This window comes from Fictibacillus enclensis, from assembly GCF_030123385.1.
Classification (GTDB): Bacteria; Bacillota; Bacilli; order Bacillales; family Fictibacillaceae; genus Fictibacillus_C; species Fictibacillus_C enclensis.
Genome location: NZ_CP126109.1, coordinates 2,222,247 through 2,239,641, shown reverse-complemented (window position 1 = coordinate 2,239,641; position 17,395 = coordinate 2,222,247). Strand labels below are relative to the sequence as shown.

The window sequence follows — 17,395 nt, the reverse complement described above, 5'->3', positions numbered from 1 at the left end:
TATGTTTTCATTCCTTTTATTTATCTGTTTGTTTTTGCTTCTTTTTCAAATACTCCGCACGTATTTTTTCAAGGTGCTTCTTTTTATCAAATTTGGCAGGCGTCTGTTTTTCATGAAACTTTGTCACAGCTACCTGACTTTTGTAATCCAATTGATATTTTCCCACTTTGTTCACCTACTTTTCTTATCTTTAAAGAGAATCTATTCAACAAATATAATATACCTTATTTTACTGAAGTAAATTTTATTACTTTATTAGTACTTCTTCTAGTTGTTCAGCCTTTGATTGGTCAAATCCAATTCCCTTCATTTTGGATCTTAATTTATCACCTTTGCTTTTGAACACATTTTTCGTCGCAGTGCCCAACCCAGTTAAGATTGTTTATATACCTAAGGATAAAATAGAGGCTCAGTCCCAATTGCACGGTCTACGTCATAATTTTCTAGATAAAAATGAAATTATTACAATATGTATTCTTGTTTTCGTCGAGGTGCAACTCATCTCCTTTATTTAGCGTTGTAGTAATAAACCATTAAACCATAGACAAAAATAAAGAGGCTGACTAAAAAGGATTTACTATGATATTAGAGATTAATGACAACTGGACTCCTCCTTCTTTTTTAAAATAGGTATTTATATATGTCCACTCCGATTTTGGATACATATCTTAGTAAGGGAGTTTATTTTGAGAATTTTGAAAGGAGAGGTTATTTATTTATCAATACGGTTCTCAACCATATGTCCAGCAGCAATACGGTGCTTATCAACCATACGTCCAGCAACAGCAATACGACCCTTATTCACAACAGTCGAATGATTATTATCCCCATCAGCAACATGACCCAGATAGACAGCCTCCAATAAGGCAGCTTGAAAGACGGGTTAATCAGCTGGAAAACCGAGTCGACCAGCTTAATCGGGAAGTTAACCAACTTGAAAACACTGTTGAACGCCATTCACGCCAGTTAAACCGATTAAACCAACGCCTGCGCATAGTGGAAGAAAGATTGCGAATTCCTTTTCATCCTTTAGAAGGCGGCTTTTAATTAATTGGGGCTGTCTAAAAAGTCCATTTTAGGATGAAATTTGCCCAAACTAAAAACCCAAGAATGTTGATACAACAGCATCCTTGGGTTTTACTTTTTCCAATTTGAGCTTAAAAAACTACTTTCCGGACAGCCCCGTATTACTCATTTTTGTATTTTTTACTCCTATTATTTCTTTCTCGATTAGTAAAACCCTTTTAAGTTTTATTTATCTACTAGCTGTTTAAGCTTCTTGTACTCCTCTTCTTTAATATCCCCTGAAGCAAGACGGCGTTTCAGTATAACGGAAGCGTCGTTTTGACTGTTCATATAGGAATGGCACCTCCGAAATGCTATCATTTTAAAAATGATCAGTACGGTTACTAGACTCAAAAAAATTAAGCCGAAGAATGGAAATGGAAATCCGTGATGTTCCCAGCCCATACACTTTCCTCCTTTTATGTGATCATGGTTAACTGCTGCCAGTCCGGCGTCCCAATGGTTTAAATACTGACAGGATGAACATCGTCCCAAGGGAAAGGATCTGAAAAATAATACCTATGAACAACTGCAGCCGGTTCACAAGGAACCCCTGATCATGCAGCGCACGAAGACCTTCCGTTGCCGTTATAGAAGAGGCATCGAGCGTCCAGTAGTACATCCCGAAGATTCCTAGCCCTATAGAAAGAAGCGTTAAGACTTCCTTCACGATGATCCAGTGGAACTTGAACAGCCCCCATTTCGTCCAAACCGACAGAAAGATTCCCGTTACGACTACACCGATCGTTGATGCACGTACTGACGAAGCTGCAAGAATGTACATGACCTTATAACAGCTCTTCAGTATGGTCACGTCATCCGTAGCAGCTGCGGTAACACTTAGTACAAGAAAGGATACAGTGACTCCAAATAAAATAGCAGCAAATAAAAGATGGAGGATTACCAGTCATTTTTTTGCCCTGCCTGTCAACTGCTTCATCATAAACACCTCCTTTTCGTCACTAATCCCTTTCACCTCATGGTATCCATGATTTCTAAACCTCTTCTAAACAAAATCTTAAATTTCAATAAACTTGCTGTTGCATTCTAACGAAAAAAACCCGGACTATACCGGGATTAACCTCTGAATCGATAGCCGGCCCCCCAGATTGTCTCAATGTACTGTGGATTGGAGGGATCAATCTCTATTTTTTCACGTAGCTTCCGGATATGTACCGTAACCGTCGCAATGTCACCCATCGAATCAAGGCCCCAGATTCTTTCGAAAAGATGTTCTTTGCTGAACACATGATTCGGATTCATCGCCAGAAAGAAAAGCAGATCAAATTCTTTTGCCGTAAAGATCACTTCACGCTCATTCATAAGCACCTGACGGGAAGCTTTCTTTATGTGAAGGCCGCGAATATGGATCTCATCAGCCGGATTTTCCCGTTTACTCAACCGATCATATCTTGCCAGGTGTGCCTTCACTCTCGCCACGAGTTCGCCCGGACTGAACGGTTTTACAATAAAGTCATCCGCCCCAAGCCCAAATCCCCGTATTTTATCAATGTCATCTTTTTTGGCTGATACCATTAATATCGGGATATCTTTTTCCTGCCGCAGCTTTTTGCATAGTTCAAATCCATCCATGTGTGGCAGCATTAGGTCTAGGAGAACGAGGTCAAACGGTTCAGAACATGCTTTTTGTAGGCCTGTATCCCCTGTTAAAGCGATTTCGGCCGCTAGCCCATTGATCTCCAGATAGTCACGCTCCAATTCGGCAATACTCACATCATCTTCAATAATTAACACCTTTTTCATGGGCTTGCCTCCTCATTCACGGCTTTTTTCAGCGTGAAAAAGATACTGGTCCCTTCATTCTCATGGCTTTCCGCCCATATTTCACCGCCATGATCTTCGATGATCCGTTTTGCAATAGCCAGTCCCAGTCCCGACCCGATTGTATTCCTGGATGGATCCGCCCGGTAAAAACGATCAAAGAGGTGCGGTAAAGAAGATTCCTCGATCCCAGGGCCGTTGTCATGCACTTCAACCAACACGGTTTCTTCATTGGAGGATAACACGATATCAATCGACTTTTCTTTTTTATCCATGTATTTGAGGCTGTTCTCTATAATATTGGTGAAAACACGTTTTAGTTTATCCCGGTCAGCAATCACTTCGAATTCTTTTCCCTCCTTAATCGTAAGGGACAACTTGACCTGACCAACTGTATCATCCATTCTTAATTCTTCGATATAATTCTTGATATACTCGCTGGTTTCCATTTTTTCAAAATGAAATGGGACTTTTTTTAAATCCAGTTTGGAATACAAAAACAGTTCATCAATGAGATGGTCGAGTTCGTTTGCCTTTTTGTAAATCGTCTGTGTATACCGATCCATTTTTTCTTTGGTATTTGCCACGCCGTCACGGATACCTTCCACATATCCTTTAATGGCGGTTAATGGCGTTTTTAGATCATGGGATATGTTGGAGATCAGTTCTTTCCGGTTTTCCTCGTACTGCAGCTGGATTTCCGTTGAAACTTTTAGCTTTTTTCTCATCGTCTCAAATGCTTGGCAGAGCTGGCCAAGTTCATCGTTTCTTTTTGATACTAATTGAAAGTCCAGATTTCCCTCACTGATCTTCCTGGCCCCTGCCCTTAGTTCGTTCACAGGATATAGGATGCTTTTGGATACAAAATAGGTGAGCAGCCCATTTGTAATGAGCATGATGAACAGGAAACTACCAAAAAGAAGGGGGAAGATCCGTTTTACAAAATCAGCATCTCGAATAAAAAACAACGTCCCTGTTGATCCATTTGAGAAGTAAAAATCATACTTTTGCATGGAATAAAGCTTATTGCCCAATCGCGAGACCGGGCGGTTCGATCCCTCGAATCCAAAAGGTGGAAGATCCTTGATTTCCAAGGATTTGTCTTTTACGGGACGGTAAATGACTTTGTCCCCTCTTCTTACGACTAAAGCTGCACCCTGTCCATTTAATTCCTTATCTGCCCGGATTAAATACCGGACGTTCAATAGTTTTTCCGGTGCTAAGGCTGCTGTCTTCTTTAATTCCATGACTTGCTTGTCCGCCGGCCGGGCACCTTCCGTCGAACCCAACGAGCCAAAAATGGAGCGGTGATCCTCGTGGTCGACAAAGACGAACGAGAAGAGCAAAAAAGCAGCCAGAACGAACAAAATGACGGGCATTATGATCATGGCAAGATTGGATAAAAGCAAACGTACTCGTATAGACATAATACTTCCTTCCTGTTCCCTAATGATTAAAAATGTCCATTTAAGTATATCCTTCAAATCTAAAATTTTTCTAAACTCGAATGAAATAAATGTATAACACTTGAAAAAAATGCGGTTTCGGTTAGAAAATGTTCTGTGAATCTTAGTTCTCCTACTTGTACCTAGCAACTGTCCCCGCGATAGAGTCATAAACAGTTTGTTTATTTTTGCTTTTCAAGGGACTAATCAAGTAAATAAAATAAGGCCTCTGAGCTGGATGAAATTCGCCAACTGGGCTATCAAGGAGGAAAAACAATCCTGAAAGATTACTTAAAGGCTTTTCGGGACAATGCGAGAAAAAAATACACCATTAGATATGAAACTCTGCCAGGCCTTCAGGCCATTTCTCAAGGGTATAAAACCTATTTTGTATCTGCTCACGACCTAATTATTCAGCTGAGAAAAGCCGATTCCGATGGTAAATTGGAAAAGAAATTACGTTCTTTTGTATAACCTAGGCTTTTAATTAATCGATGAGATGGGCTATATGAAACTGGATATCGGAGATGCCCACTACCTTAACAGACTGCTCCTATCTTCAGCTAACGCACCCGTTTGTGGAAGATCCAATCTTAACGACACGATCACCCGACAAACTGAATTAGACTGACTCGTAAAAAAAGCAGTGACGGACTAGGAACTCGAAAGACCTAGACTGCCGCTGTTTTTATTGTGCTAACGTAATCCGGCTAGCGTAATCTACTTTAGGAGACAAGTTCATCTAACCGTCTGGTAAACGAGGCCTATGGCTCCAGAATCAAATGTCTTGTTTTCGATAAGTTTAAGATTGATCTTCTCCTTGAGACCTTTGAATAACGGCAACCCGCTGCCAATCAGGACGGGTGAAACCGTAATTTTATACTCATCTATTAAATCAAGCTGCATAAGGTAGTGTGCGAACCTAGGACTTCCGAGGATGACCATATCCTTGCCTGGCTGCTCTTTGAGGTTCTTGATCTCTTTCTCGACATCTTCTTTCACCAGTCTGGAATTGTTCCATTCGACTTTCTCCAGCGTCGTGGAAAAAACGATTTTGGATGTCTTTTCGATCCACTCGGCATGATCCCGTTCATGCTGCGAAGCTGATGGGTTCGAAGGCACAGATGGCCAGTAATTGTGCATCATCTGATAAGTCCCACGTCCCCAAATAACAGTGTCGGCAGTACTCAGAATTTCTTTCGCGTGTTTCTCCAATTCAGCATCGTAGGAAACCCAGCCAATGTCCATTTCACCGTTCGGCCCTTCTACAAAACCGTCAAGCGATGCGTGCAGAAATAGAACGAGCTTTCTCATTTTCAGTTCTCCTTTGTTCATAATATTTTTGAATTAGATATTGAAGAGGGTGCATATGACGTTGTTTATGATTTGGGTTGCTTTCACCATATTGCTCCTCACCGTAGAATGAACTACATAGGTCTAATCAAGAAAGCTTTAAAACCGAATGGCTTCTTTGCAATCACCTGTTTTCTACAAGGTGGAGACTTAGGCGTAGCAGACATATACGATTGGAAAGTCTTGCAACAAAGAATCCAACATTGTTAAAACATCTTCATACCCATAAATTGTCTCGTCCAAAAATAACCCTTCCATCATATCCACACCCCACTGACCCTAATGTCTTAATATTAGATCTATTCTAACTTAATTTTTTTTAATTAACAGAGATATCCAGTGTCCGTTATTCCATAATCCTGCCCGTTTGTTAATTAAGAAAAAGCTGCCTGATTCAGAAGCTAATCTTGAATATAAGCACCCTTTAGCTAAATAAAGCAGTTAATACTTTTTGATTTAAATAGTTATACTGTTCGGCATTAGTAGCAGCAAATGCTTCTTCTCTATTTGAAAGTAAATCTTGATTTGTAATGTTCTCTAAAAATTGAGTTTTATCGTATTCTAATTCAGGGAGACAAGATAGTCGGCAAGTTTATCGAAAGTACCCTCAAGATCTTGTTGAAGCTTTGGAGCCATACCTTTGTAGGTTTCTTGTTCCTCAGCTGAAGCGTTCACAGGGCAACTTTTCAGTTTTAAAACAGTTTTACCTTCGTCATCTTCTAGCGTTATGATATTCATAATTTCAAGAGGCCAGCTCAAGCTAAAAGGCGCTCGGACCGTATTGCCTTGCTCATCGGAAAAGGATCGGATATAAGCCACTTTCTCAGGTTCGACAACCTCCTGGTATGCCAATTTCCCCCACATAACCCGATTTCCGTCAGGAGACGTCTGAATACCTAAAAACTCGCCACCTGATCGAGCGTCCATTTTAATGATTTCGAGGGTGACCCCCTTTGGTCCCCACCATTTCGCGAAATGCCCGAGCTCTGTCCATGCTTTAAATACGAGTTCGCGACGGACATCGAATACACGCGTAATTGCAATTTCGAACGATTGATTCAGATTGTTATCCATGAAAATCCTCCTTGTTTCTTGAAGGAACTATTCCCCTACTTTGCTACAGAGTGCTTGAATCCTGAACCAGAAGATCGGCCAGGAGATCGTAATCGGGTTATATCTTCGTCTGGCCCGCCTGGGGCTTGTATGAAACCATCAAGAGATACATGTTCAAGCACAATAATTTTTCTCATAATTGATCTCCTCCTAAATCTGGATTACTAACTGACTTAATGTACAGCATTATCTGGACATCCCAAACTAAGCAAGCCTATTGGGTTCCATTCAACAATCATTTCTTTTACAAGAATATATATATTCACAAAATTACCACCTTAAAAGTGCATTTTTAGATAATAATATTCGTCTTTCTTGTTCAACTATCCTTCCCCGTTAGCGGAATAAGAAAAGCGATTGCTCTTATTGAACAATCGCCCCGGTTAGCTTAAAAACCGTTTTAATAATCATTATCTAACGCATCTCAAGAAAAGACTTTTTAAATTACCTGTCACTTCATATTATGAGACAAGTATTTTATTCGGTGACTAACACCTTACTCAAACTGGCCCGATTGTTTAATAAGGTAGTAAAAATAAGAGACCAAAAAATTGATCTCTTGTATGACTTATCCTCTTAACATATCTGTTAGCATTCTTAAAGTGAATTATGTTTAGGATAGTTAAATAAATTATATCCATTAAATTTTGGTGGTCAAAATGTGGTCAATGAGCATTTTGACTAATAAAACTGACCACAAAAACAACAAACAAAAATCCCTTAACACCAATGGTGTCAAAGGGTTTGGGTTTTAATACATGCTCATGTATTGTTCGCGTTCCCAAGGGTGAACTTGCGTACGGAACATATCTCACCCTTTTTTTCTTTTTCAAATATGGCTTAAAATGCTGTAATATCAGCAGATTACTTTTTTGGGTTTTCAAAATATATCTTATCTTTTTAAATAATTTTGGTCATTTTTTGGTCGAGATTTTGGTCAATCATTCTACCTTATTGATTGTTCAGGTAAGGTAATGATCGAGAATAACCATACTTATGCTGTATGAGACTCGAGGATTGTATTGTGTCTTATCAATTTAATCGTGAACAGCATCAACTGAATACACCTATTCGATGCTTTAAACTAACAGTATGCAATGTTGGTTAGCTCTACTTGTAAGGTTTTACTTATTTTGTTTCAAGATCAGTTTTATCTCTTCCACTATGCCATAAAGACCAACAGAAATAGCAGAGTTTCTTATACATTTAAGATCCTCAAGCTGAACCATCATGTTCCTTGCTTCTGCCAAATAACAGATAGCTTCCTTCATTTTATCTTTGTAAACCTTGGTTGTTCTTTCGATTTCTGCAGCGAACTTTTCATCCGTACCGGGTGTAATACAAGTTTCGTACATATCAATGATTTCATCTGTTTGTCGTTCAGGCTCATATTCATGAGGTGCTGTACTATCAAATATTGCGATGCCCTTTTCACGAAGGATGACCATGTCTATACTGTTTGGATCAAATCCGCAGTAGTAAATCTCAACGTCGTATCCTTTTTCCTGTCCAGCAGCTGCAATCTTCTTCAGCATTGTTGATTTCCCTGATCCCGCTCTGCCTTTAATCAAATAACGTTTCGATATATCTTCTGTTAGATTTTGAATATAGTCAACTGCGCCATTTGGAGTTGCAGCACCTAGGAAACGATGTTTTACATTTGAAGTTTTTTCAGCTGTCTCCTCTCCAAAGAAAAGGTCAATCAGCTCATTTGTCAATTGATTGGCTTTAGCAAAACTCATGTTAGAGATATAGATTTCTTCTATGTCATCATGTGCTTTAAGTGATTCTGCAAATGTAGTATATGCTTTTTGAAATTTTGCAAAAATGTCCATATTAAGCTGATGCATTTTATCATGATGTTCAAAAAGATATTTAGTGGTCTTTAGACTTTCAAGAATGGTTATTTGCAGATTTTCGCTTGCTATCTCATTGCCAATATCAGGCACTGCATCGTCAATAATTCCAATACCGGCATCAGGAACGATTAACCCTTCTATCCATTCATTATTATATGCACAATGCAAATATTCAATAGGATGTCCTTCTGCTCTTAATGTTTCACCTATTGTATTCATGAATGCAGATTTATCTGATCGTAAACCCCCTTGAAGCAAAAACACACGATTTAAACCCCTTAATGCAGAGTGATAAAGACTAATATATCCTTTAGCTGTATTTCCACCTGCATAATAATGAAGTACTTTTCCGCTCATACAATCACCCTTTCCCTTTTTTGCTAACATATGTTCACCATGAATAAGGGTGTATGCTTACCGTTAAAAGATAAAAAGCGAATTTGCAAGCTTTTCTCTAGACCAATACTTCACTTTCCAATGTCTTATGTTTTTTACAAAAAAGAAGAGCAGCTAACGTGTTCTCTTCTGGGGATTTTGGTTATGCAAAGGGACTTAATAAATTAGGTAGGTGGGATAGAGTCCGGAACAGATAAGCTTGCAAGTTTGAAAGGTAATTTTACAGTTACAATTGAAAAAATTGATTAATAAAAAAAGGAATCATCTTCTTTGTAAAAAGGAAGACAAAAGAGACAATGAACTTCTGGAAAGGCTGAAGTGGAAAATACCACTTTTCAGCAAACTTAATGAAGTTCTCAATTAGTTCCTCATCAAAATAAAGGTCATCCCTGGAGAGAACATGTTTCTCCAAGTGACGGATCAGTAGCTTCCGCTCTTTATTGAGCTTTATCTTTTTTGATTTGTATAACTGGATATATTCATCAACGTATCGAACAGACTTCATATAAGATCACTCGCATCACGCTTGCTTGTTTTTGGCTTTTTTTCCTCTTTCTTATTATTCCAGCCAAACGACTTTTCTAAATTCAGCAAGGAAGCGCTGATCTTGTTCCGCTCGCTTAAGTGATCGGTGCCAGAAGCGATTCAGAGAGGATTCATCAGGTTCATCAAGGTGCCATCGAAGTATGGAAATGATGAAATCGGAACGTTTGATCTATCTTTCTGAATTTGTATCGATCGGGATAATGGTTCCTTTTATGTATCCTTATTTGACTCTTGATCATAGCAAAGAAATAAAACCTCTAAAGTAAACTAATCTTTACCCTGTTTCAAAGGGCAGGTTTAGTTTTTTGTCTACTTTAGAGGCACTTTATCCAGATTTTTTCTTGTTATTTATTGAGTCTAGTAATCTTTTAGTTCTATCTTCAATCGTTACGAGGTTTTACAAGAATCTTGACATGGCTCTTATCATTCACTAATGCTTCAAATCCTTCTTTCTCAATATCATCAATCATTATTTTTTTTGTAATCAGATCTTCCGCCTTCATTTGCCCTTCAGAAATCAGCTTAATGACGGACGGAAATATATTACGGTATGCCAATACACCAATCATATCACGCTCTTTGAGTACCAATTCGTTTGGCGGGATAGACGCTGTGTCTTCCCAGATGCTGATGATAACGACTTGCCCATCAAAACGGGTGCTTTGAATGGCGCCATTTAACGTCGGCCCAACACCCGCTGCATCAAAGCTTACTTCGACTCCTAGATCATTAGTTAGATGCTTAATTTCCTGTACAGCGTCCACTTCAGCAGGATTTAGTATAACATCTGCGCCGATTTTCTTAGCCAAATTCCTTCTTTCCTCTGAAAGCTCTACAACAAACACTTTACTTGCTCCAGCAGCTTTCAACGCCTGAATCGTTAATAACCCAATAGGTCCGGTGCCGAATACAGCAGCTGTATCGCCTGGTTTAAATTTGCTTTGTCTTACAGCATGCAGGGCAACTGCTGCCGGTTCCACTAATGCTCCCTGTTCATAGCTCATATTATCCGGTAACTTATGTACCATGTTTTCATTCACTACTGTATATTCCGCAAAACCGCCGCCTCCGCCTGCAAGCCCGTGAAAACCAAGCTGTTCGCAAACATTATAGTGTCCTGCTCTACAAGGCACGCATTCTCCGCATGCATAAATGGGCTCAACGGCAACGCGATCACCAACAGACACCTGGGTAACCCCTTCGCCAATTTCTGTAACCTCACCTGAAAACTCATGCCCAAGAACAATGGGAGCTTTATCCTTTGTAAGAGGATGAGGTTCTTTCACAGGAATGAAAATGGGTCCAACTAAATATTCATGCAAGTCACTTCCACAAATACCTGCCCATTTTACTTTAATTTTAACCGTTCCTTCTTTCACCTGGGGCTCTGGAATTTCTTCTACTCTGACATCTTTGGCTTGATACCACAATACACCTTTCATGATCGTATCAACTCTGGTCACATAGAATGTTTAACATTTGTAGTGTATCACACTATTGCAAACGCTTTCTATTAACCCTATTATCCTTCAGTGGTTTACAATTTACTGTCATCACTAAGAAAAACAGAGAAGAACATAACAATTACAACGCTTCAATTTTAGAATCAAGTCTCTTTATCTCTTCTTGCGATTCTAAAATCTTACTTCTGATCCCGTTTTTTTCGGTATTTAATCCAATTAATCGACTGACCAAAAATCCTCGATAATCGCAACTAAACCCGCACTAAAAACTGTTGCCAATAATTCCTACTTTTATTTTCTCCAATAGTTTCCCTCCTTTATTTAATTGCAACTTACGGAGGTTTATCCCTTTACTGAACCTGCGGTCATTCCCTCAATGAACTTTCGTTGGAAAATAATATATACCACAATAATTGGGACAATCGAAATACTCACCCCTGCTGCGATTAAAGATTGGTTTGCTGTATATTCACCAGAGAAAAACATAAGGCCTAAAGGAAGTGTTCGATATGTATCATCATACACGAACAATAATGGAAGAAGGAAATCATTCCAGGCCCACATAAATTCAAAAACAAATAAGGAGGTAATAGCTGGCACCATTAGCGGCAGATACACGTGAAAAAATGTCTGAAATTCATTACAGCCGTCAATCTTCGCCGAATCCATTAATTCGTCAGGTAAGTCCCTAAAGAAAGCTCTCATCATAAAGATCGCAAACGGCATGGAAAGGCCGAAGTTAGGAATAATCATCGCCCAGTAGGTGTTAATTAGACCCATACTTTGGATGTTGTAATAAAGGGGAATGATCATTGCTTGAATTGGTACCATTAAACCCAACAAGAAAAAATAAAACAAAGCATTCCTGCCTGGAAACTTGAGCTTGCCGAAAGCATAACCTGCTAAAGATGATAAGATTAAGATCACAATAACCCTCGGAAAAGCGACAATGATACTGTTTATGAAATATTTCCCCATATTTCCTACGGTCCAAGCCTCCACAATATTTTTCAATGTAAGGGAGTGAGGAATGGCGAAGGGGTTTCCGTTAAGTTCGTTTGAATCCTTTAAAGCAGCCAGAACCATATATAATACCGGCATAATCGAGATGAAAAAAAATGTCATTAAAATGAAGTAAATCATGAGTTTACTCATTTTAAATTTTTTAAGGACCCTGGGCATTAGTAATGTCCTCGGCTTTTGGCTTTCCATCTGGCCGCTGTATTCCTGTTCGGTATTCATTGTACTCATCCCTCCTAATCCTCCTTTTCTACAAATCTCAAATAAATAATGGAACAAACCCCTATAAGCAATGCGAGAGCAATTGAGATTGCTGCCCCATACCCAACATCGTTCATCGAAAAAGCTTCGTTAAACATATAGGTTCCGATTACTTCTGAAGAATGATAAGGCCCGCCCTTTGTCATTAAAAAGATCAGGTCAAATACTTTAAAAGAGCCTATCAAGGAATTAAGAACCAAAAGCGTAATGGTTCCCTTCAAAAGAGGTACAGTTACGTAGAAAAAGGTTTGGAATGCGGTCGCCCCTTCAATCTTTGCTGCTTCATAGTATGTTTTATCAACTCCCTGTAAGGCGGCTAAAAATACCACCATGCAGAAACCATAATACGTCCAGCTTCCCGCAATCAATAAAGCCGGCAGCACTGTTTTTTCATTCCCTAACCAGGGTTGTGTTAACGGGTCTAACCCAATTGATCTTAGGATGCTATTGACGATCCCAAAATCCGGATGATAGATCCAATTCCAAATAATCCCAACGGCTACCAATGAAATGATAACAGGAAGGAAAAAGGATACTCTGAATATTAGTTTGCCTTTAACTACTTTATTCGATAATAGAATGGCCAACAAAAGTCCTACTCCTAGCGGCAGGATTATGGTCGCGAGGATCCAAAAAATGTTATGCCCAAGCGCACTCCAAAATATTGGATCATGGATCAAACGGTTATAGTTCCTGAGTCCAACAAATATCATAAAGGGACTTGCGCCATCCCATTGATAAAAACTGTATTGAACAGTTCTGATAATTGGGATGACCAAGAAAATGACATAACAAACCAATGCAGGAAGGATGAAAACTATTGGCCTGAATTCCTTAAGCTTTTTTATGGCTAGATTCACTACTTTCCCCTCCATATTATCAAATAAGTGATAAGGCTTAAAAATCAACCTTATCACTCCTCACTGTTAATCAATTAGTAATTTCCCGCCTTTATTTCTTCATCCAATGCACGCTGTTTTTCCTTTACAACCACTTTGCCAGTCACCTTGCCTGCAATTAACTGCTGCATAATATTCTTTGTTACATCATTTACTTTTTGTGGCATCAACACATCGATGTTATAAGAAAGCCCGGCTGGCGAATTTGCCATTTTAATAATGTCCTTTGATAAGGCGGGAATATTTAAAGCATCGGGATCGATTTTCACAGGTGCAATTTTGCTGTGTTCATACCATACCTTCGCAGATTCCTTATTGAACATATAATTCAAAAATTTTGCAGCCTCTTCAGGATATTTTGTTTTTGATGAAATGACCATTGCTGACCCAATTCCGCCAGGTGCTGATAGCGGTAGATTCGGCTTTACGGAAGGCAGTAGGAAAAATCCAACATTGTCCTTCATTTGTTCAATCGCACCTGAAGCTAACCAGGTACCTGTGATCCGCATGGCCGCTTTTCCTGAAAACAATTCTTTATTCCCATCATCATAAGATACAGACAGCGGGCTTTTTGAGGTGTAACCATTCTTTATCAGCTTTTGGAACGTATCCAACGCATTTGCAAATACCGGCTGGTCAAAACCTTCTTCTTTATTTAAAACCTTTTCAATCTTTTGTTTTCCTGCTACTGCCGTATAGAATACACTTTCTAGATGGAAGGCTGGCCATTGTTCTTTATCATCAAATGAAAGAGGTATAAGTCCCTTAGCCTTAGCTTTTTCACATATTTGTAGGAATTCCTCATATGTTTTGGGAACCTCAACACCCAGATCATTAAAAATCTGCTTATTATAATAAACGCCAATCAACTCGATTTCGTTGCCGATTCCAAAACGTTTGCCATTAATTGTTACCAAATCATTTACCCACTTCGGGAAATTGCTGCTCCACCTATATTGTTGGTCATATTTTGTTAAATCCAAAGCAAGTCCGGATTTTGCAAGAACCCCCAAATATCCCGGCCCAGAGTCATACATGAATAAGTCGGGACCTTTGTTACTGGTAAGCGCTGGCTTTATAGTATTTCTGATATCTTCATTTTTCATAGAGTTTCTTTTAATGCTTACGTTCGGATTATCTTTTTCATAATTTTTAATGATAGTATCCATAATGATTCCTGAATCCGGTTCTGTATAGGGATCCCAAACCGTCAGGGTGATCTTTTCATTTTTTCCTACTTTTTTGTCACCCGTTTTCGTTTGGGAGTTTGGTGCGCTCATGGAAGAAGAACAAGCTGTCATTAAGGTACTTATCAGAAACACCAATAAAATGGATAATACAGATTTTCTCTTTTTCATGATTCCCCCCTAAATATTGACCTTATGCAAGCCTTTTAGATATCCAAGTGTTTCAACTAAAGCTTTGGATCCCTGTTTTTCGCTTAGATCACATTCCAGAGATAAAAAGCCTTTGTACTGTAATTTCTCCAGTTGTGAAAACGGACCAACAAAATCGGTATGTCCTTTTCCCGGTTCCAAACGGTTGCTATCTGCTAGATGGAAATAACCGATCACATCACGAAAATCTTTGATGGTTTTTTCAATATTGGCCTCTTCAATAGACATATGAAAAAAATCCGCCATTACTTTTATATGGTTACTTCCAGTTTCTCTTATTAGAGAAGCTGCATCAGAAACCGTATTCAGCATATGGTCCTCATAGCGGTTTAAGGGTTCCAAATACAGATAGACATTATATTTTTCAGCATCCTCTGCGATCCGCAACAATGAATCAGTCAGCGCCTTCCGATCCTCTTCCTCACTACGTGCTGGATTAAAAGGAGGCAGCCGTTTTGAAAACATGCCATATGCGGCAGGTGCAATCAAACCTTCAGCTCCAAATTCAGCAAGATATCGGAGTGATGTTTTAATGTCCCCGATCGCTTTTAATCGATTGGATTCATTAAAGTCTCCAATCCAGTGCTTATACCCTCCACAAACCGCACTTACGGGAATACCGGTTGACTGGGAAGCTTTCAGGATTGATAGAGACGTGTCCTTGGAAATAGCCCCTTCAAAATGAGTAATTTCTACCCCATCAAAGCCCAGGTGTTTTGCTGATTCAAATATTTCTTTACATTCCTTTAATCCTGTTAATTTATCTTGTAAAGCAAATCTCATTTTCCTCACCCTCTTTCTTAAAATTGAATTCCTAGCTTAACACTTTGCTCAGGATGCTGATCTACATAGCTTTCATATCCAGCTGCTGATTCTTTGAAAGGCACGACCGGATTGATAATACCACCACAATCAAGTAGCCCTTCCGAAAGCATTTTCCAGCAGGTTTCTTCAATGCGCCTCCAGCTCCAGCGGGGATAATCGGGATTTGGTTCACTGCATGCCCTGGAAAATACGATTTTTGCATTGTTAAAGTGTGCTTCCCTGCCAAAATCCAGTCCGCCTTTAAATGGTCTTGCCCAGCCTACGTACGCAATAGTCCCACCATATGCCAGGCCTCTTAACGCCTGCTGAAGAGCAATTTCATTTGCGCTGGTTTCAATTACAACATCCACACCCAGTTTATTTGTTGATTTTTTAAGCTCCAGACCAACATCCTGGTTTATAGGATCGAAGGCTTCCTCTGCCCCAGCCCGTAAGGCAACTTGCCGGCGTATCTCAATTGGATCCACTACCGCTACATAGCTTGCCCCAGCTAATTTGGCCATCTGCGCAACAAGCTGACCTATGGCACCTAATCCAATTACTGCGACACGGTCACCCGCCCGAACATGAGCATCCCTAATTCCCCCTAAAGCAAACTGTGCCGGGTCAAAGCAGACCGCACTTTTCCATGACATGCTTTCTGGCATTTTTAATAAATAGAAGTTATTCGATGCGTTTACTATATGCGTCTCCCGGATTCCACCATATCCGCATACCCTATCCCCAAGCTGGTATTCCGTCACATCCGTGCCCATTTCTGTGATTACTCCTACCCACTGGTTTCCTAGATTCCAAGACCCAAACTCCACACCTTTCTTATTTTGTTCTGCCCTCGCCAGGAAGGTGTGCCATTCCTCATCATAATAATCATCCATATGTGGGCTTTCCCCTCGAAATCCTGCTAGTTCTGAACCGTGCTTGGGGGAAGCAAACTCCACCTGAACCTTTACTTCATTTGCTTTTATGGGCCGGTCTTCATAATCTAGAATTTCAGCCTTGTGCGGAGCAGCTGCAATCAATTGTTTTAACATTCTGTATATCACCTCGAAAAATATTCTTATATGGTCATTCAGCTTCCATATCCCTTAGTAATTACATAGCGGTATACTTGTCATTCCATTTCGCATTTAAATTGCGGAATTGGCTGGGAGCAATCCCTACATAGTTCTTAAACAACCTTGTAAAGTTGGGAACTGTCGGAATCCCGACTTCCTTGGCTATTTCAGAAACGGATAATTCCGTCGATTTAAGTAATTTCTTTGCCCGGTCGATTTTCAATTCCCTCTGGACCTGGATCGGCGATTTCCCAAATAGCTCCTTAAATCGGTTGCTGATATATGTAGGATGCAGATGAAACTTTTTAGAAAGTTCTTTTAAAGATAGTTCGCTCTCTGGGTTCTTCACAATCTGATTCAGCATGCAGATAAAACCTTTGGAATGTTCTTGTTCATAAACCTCTTCTTGAGCACTCATGATGTTATTCATCAATAAATAGAGGAGTTCATAAGATTTAGCTCTTTTTAGTATGGTTTTAATTAAAAAGTTTTCCGAGGAGGTCAGGTTCTTAAACTCTATAAATACTCTCTCGAATATTTCAGAGTTTTGGAGTTTAAACGTGATGGGAAAATTAATAATCTTCATTACATCAATGGCATTCCCGATTTTATAGGTGAAATGGCACCATAAAAATGTGGTTTCCTCCTTGTTAGCCATATAGTGATCATGTTGTACATTTGGAGGTATGATCACTGCAGTACCTGGTGTGAGATTGTAGACTTCACTGCGGACCCGCAGCTTAGCTTCACCCTTCTTAACATAAGACATCACATAGTTAGGAAGAATACGGTTATAAGTCTGCATTTCATTCCTAATATGAATATCAAAATCTTCTATCAGAAGTTCAGCACTCTGCAATAAAGCGTCCATTCTTTCATGCAATGTATGACCCCCTTTCCACCTTTAAATTTGAAG

General features: G+C 39.5%; 17 protein-coding genes and 3 pseudogenes. 4 read left to right on the top strand and 16 right to left on the bottom strand.

Features of this window, described 5'->3' with window-relative positions; translation table 11 throughout:
- Positions 1-16: 16 nt before the first annotated feature.
- A complete protein-coding gene (locus QNH15_RS11875) occupies positions 17-166 on the bottom strand; it encodes a hypothetical protein (RefSeq protein ID WP_061969706.1) in 150 nt (49 codons plus the stop codon).
- A 548-nt stretch (positions 167-714) separates the two neighbouring features.
- Here QNH15_RS11875 and QNH15_RS11865 point away from each other — a divergent pair.
- On the top strand, positions 715-1,047 hold the full coding sequence (locus tag QNH15_RS11865; RefSeq protein ID WP_074440525.1) for a hypothetical protein: 333 nt from the start codon (positions 715-717) through the stop codon (positions 1,045-1,047).
- Positions 1,048-1,251: 204 nt separating this feature from the next.
- On the opposite strand, the gene QNH15_RS11860 is transcribed toward QNH15_RS11865, so the two are convergent.
- From QNH15_RS11860 to QNH15_RS11845, 4 genes are all read right to left on the bottom strand, one after another.
- Positions 1,252-1,470, bottom strand: coding sequence for an SHOCT domain-containing protein (locus QNH15_RS11860; protein WP_061969704.1), 219 nt, complete (start codon positions 1,468-1,470; stop codon positions 1,252-1,254).
- A 28-nt stretch (positions 1,471-1,498) separates the two neighbouring features.
- On the bottom strand, positions 1,499-1,849 hold the full coding sequence (locus QNH15_RS11855) for a hypothetical protein (RefSeq protein WP_283894870.1): 351 nt from the start codon (positions 1,847-1,849) through the stop codon (positions 1,499-1,501).
- A gap of 293 nt (positions 1,850-2,142) precedes the next feature.
- The gene (locus tag QNH15_RS11850; protein WP_283894868.1) at positions 2,143-2,829 is read right to left on the bottom strand and encodes a response regulator transcription factor; all 687 of its coding nucleotides are present in this window, start codon (positions 2,827-2,829) and stop codon (positions 2,143-2,145) included.
- Positions 2,826-4,274: a sensor histidine kinase gene (locus QNH15_RS11845; protein WP_283894866.1), complete on the bottom strand. Its 1,449-nt coding sequence runs from the start codon at positions 4,272-4,274 to the stop codon at positions 2,826-2,828. The genes QNH15_RS11850 and QNH15_RS11845 overlap by 4 nt, the downstream gene beginning before the upstream one ends.
- Before the next feature lie 258 nt (positions 4,275-4,532).
- On the opposite strand from QNH15_RS11845, the pseudogene QNH15_RS11840 reads away from it, so the two are divergent.
- Positions 4,533-4,652, top strand: a pseudogene (locus QNH15_RS11840) (IS21-like element IS5376 family transposase); the annotation flags it as partial.
- A complete protein-coding gene (locus QNH15_RS26180) occupies positions 4,638-4,766 on the top strand; it encodes an ATP-binding protein (protein WP_430667163.1) in 129 nt (42 codons plus the stop codon). The pseudogene QNH15_RS11840 and the gene QNH15_RS26180, both read left to right, overlap by 15 nt.
- Positions 4,767-5,030: 264 nt before the next feature.
- Here QNH15_RS26180 and QNH15_RS11835 read toward each other — a convergent pair whose 3' ends face one another.
- Complete coding sequence (locus QNH15_RS11835; protein WP_283889321.1) at positions 5,031-5,606, bottom strand: dihydrofolate reductase family protein; 576 nt, start codon at positions 5,604-5,606, stop codon at positions 5,031-5,033.
- A gap of 18 nt (positions 5,607-5,624) precedes the next feature.
- Here QNH15_RS11835 and QNH15_RS11830 point away from each other — a divergent pair.
- Positions 5,625-5,828: pseudogene (locus QNH15_RS11830) on the top strand (methyltransferase domain-containing protein); the annotation flags it as partial.
- A 378-nt stretch (positions 5,829-6,206) separates the two neighbouring features.
- Here the strand turns inward: QNH15_RS11830 and QNH15_RS11825 are convergent.
- From QNH15_RS11825 to QNH15_RS11780, 10 genes and pseudogenes are all read right to left on the bottom strand, one after another.
- Entirely contained in the window at positions 6,207-6,719 is a 513-nt protein-coding gene (locus QNH15_RS11825) for an SRPBCC family protein (protein ID WP_283894864.1), read from the bottom strand.
- A 1,163-nt stretch (positions 6,720-7,882) separates the two neighbouring features.
- On the bottom strand, positions 7,883-8,974 hold the full coding sequence (locus QNH15_RS11820) for a hypothetical protein (RefSeq protein ID WP_283894863.1): 1,092 nt from the start codon (positions 8,972-8,974) through the stop codon (positions 7,883-7,885).
- Between the two features lie 277 nt (positions 8,975-9,251).
- A pseudogene (locus QNH15_RS11815) lies at positions 9,252-9,518 on the bottom strand (terminase large subunit); the annotation flags it as partial.
- A 421-nt stretch (positions 9,519-9,939) separates the two neighbouring features.
- Positions 9,940-11,001 (bottom strand): 2,3-butanediol dehydrogenase, encoded by a 1,062-nt coding sequence (locus QNH15_RS11810; protein WP_283894861.1) that lies wholly within the window; start codon positions 10,999-11,001, stop codon positions 9,940-9,942.
- 363 nt (positions 11,002-11,364) lie between these two features.
- Positions 11,365-12,234, bottom strand: a complete 870-nt coding sequence (locus tag QNH15_RS11805) for a carbohydrate ABC transporter permease (protein WP_283894859.1) — start codon at positions 12,232-12,234, stop codon at positions 11,365-11,367.
- Between the two features lie 44 nt (positions 12,235-12,278).
- A complete protein-coding gene (locus QNH15_RS11800) occupies positions 12,279-13,163 on the bottom strand; it encodes a carbohydrate ABC transporter permease (RefSeq protein WP_283894858.1) in 885 nt (294 codons plus the stop codon).
- A 74-nt stretch (positions 13,164-13,237) separates the two neighbouring features.
- The gene (locus QNH15_RS11795; RefSeq protein WP_283894857.1) at positions 13,238-14,560 is read right to left on the bottom strand and encodes an ABC transporter substrate-binding protein; all 1,323 of its coding nucleotides are present in this window, start codon (positions 14,558-14,560) and stop codon (positions 13,238-13,240) included.
- A 9-nt stretch (positions 14,561-14,569) separates the two neighbouring features.
- Positions 14,570-15,382 (bottom strand): sugar phosphate isomerase/epimerase family protein, encoded by an 813-nt coding sequence (locus QNH15_RS11790; protein ID WP_283894856.1) that lies wholly within the window; start codon positions 15,380-15,382, stop codon positions 14,570-14,572.
- 17 nt (positions 15,383-15,399) lie between these two features.
- A complete protein-coding gene (locus tag QNH15_RS11785; RefSeq protein WP_283894855.1) occupies positions 15,400-16,455 on the bottom strand; it encodes a zinc-dependent alcohol dehydrogenase in 1,056 nt (351 codons plus the stop codon).
- A gap of 61 nt (positions 16,456-16,516) precedes the next feature.
- Positions 16,517-17,362 (bottom strand): AraC family transcriptional regulator, encoded by an 846-nt coding sequence (locus tag QNH15_RS11780; RefSeq protein WP_283894854.1) that lies wholly within the window; start codon positions 17,360-17,362, stop codon positions 16,517-16,519.
- Positions 17,363-17,395 lie beyond the last annotated feature (33 nt).

Bases quoted from the DNA above. Each gene is read 5' to 3' on its own strand.
- QNH15_RS11820 (WP_283894863.1), bottom strand. From the start codon at position 8,974: ATGAGCGGAAAAGTACTTCATTATTATGCAGGTGGAAATACAGCTAAA.
- QNH15_RS11810 (WP_283894861.1), bottom strand. From the start codon at position 11,001: ATGAAAGGTGTATTGTGGTATCAAGCCAAAGATGTCAGAGTAGAAGAA.
- QNH15_RS11795 (WP_283894857.1), bottom strand. From the start codon at position 14,560: ATGAAAAAGAGAAAATCTGTATTATCCATTTTATTGGTGTTTCTGATA.
- QNH15_RS11855 (WP_283894870.1), bottom strand. From the start codon at position 1,849: ATGTACATTCTTGCAGCTTCGTCAGTACGTGCATCAACGATCGGTGTA.
- QNH15_RS11805 (WP_283894859.1), bottom strand. From the start codon at position 12,234: ATGGAAAGCCAAAAGCCGAGGACATTACTAATGCCCAGGGTCCTTAAA.
- QNH15_RS11785 (WP_283894855.1), bottom strand. From the start codon at position 16,455: ATGTTAAAACAATTGATTGCAGCTGCTCCGCACAAGGCTGAAATTCTA.
- QNH15_RS11845 (WP_283894866.1), bottom strand. From the start codon at position 4,274: ATGTCTATACGAGTACGTTTGCTTTTATCCAATCTTGCCATGATCATA.
- QNH15_RS11790 (WP_283894856.1), bottom strand. From the start codon at position 15,382: ATGAGATTTGCTTTACAAGATAAATTAACAGGATTAAAGGAATGTAAA.
- QNH15_RS11835 (WP_283889321.1), bottom strand. From the start codon at position 5,606: ATGAGAAAGCTCGTTCTATTTCTGCACGCATCGCTTGACGGTTTTGTA.
- QNH15_RS11850 (WP_283894868.1), bottom strand. From the start codon at position 2,829: ATGAAAAAGGTGTTAATTATTGAAGATGATGTGAGTATTGCCGAATTG.
- QNH15_RS11860 (WP_061969704.1), bottom strand. From the start codon at position 1,470: ATGGGCTGGGAACATCACGGATTTCCATTTCCATTCTTCGGCTTAATT.
- QNH15_RS11825 (WP_283894864.1), bottom strand. From the start codon at position 6,719: ATGGATAACAATCTGAATCAATCGTTCGAAATTGCAATTACGCGTGTA.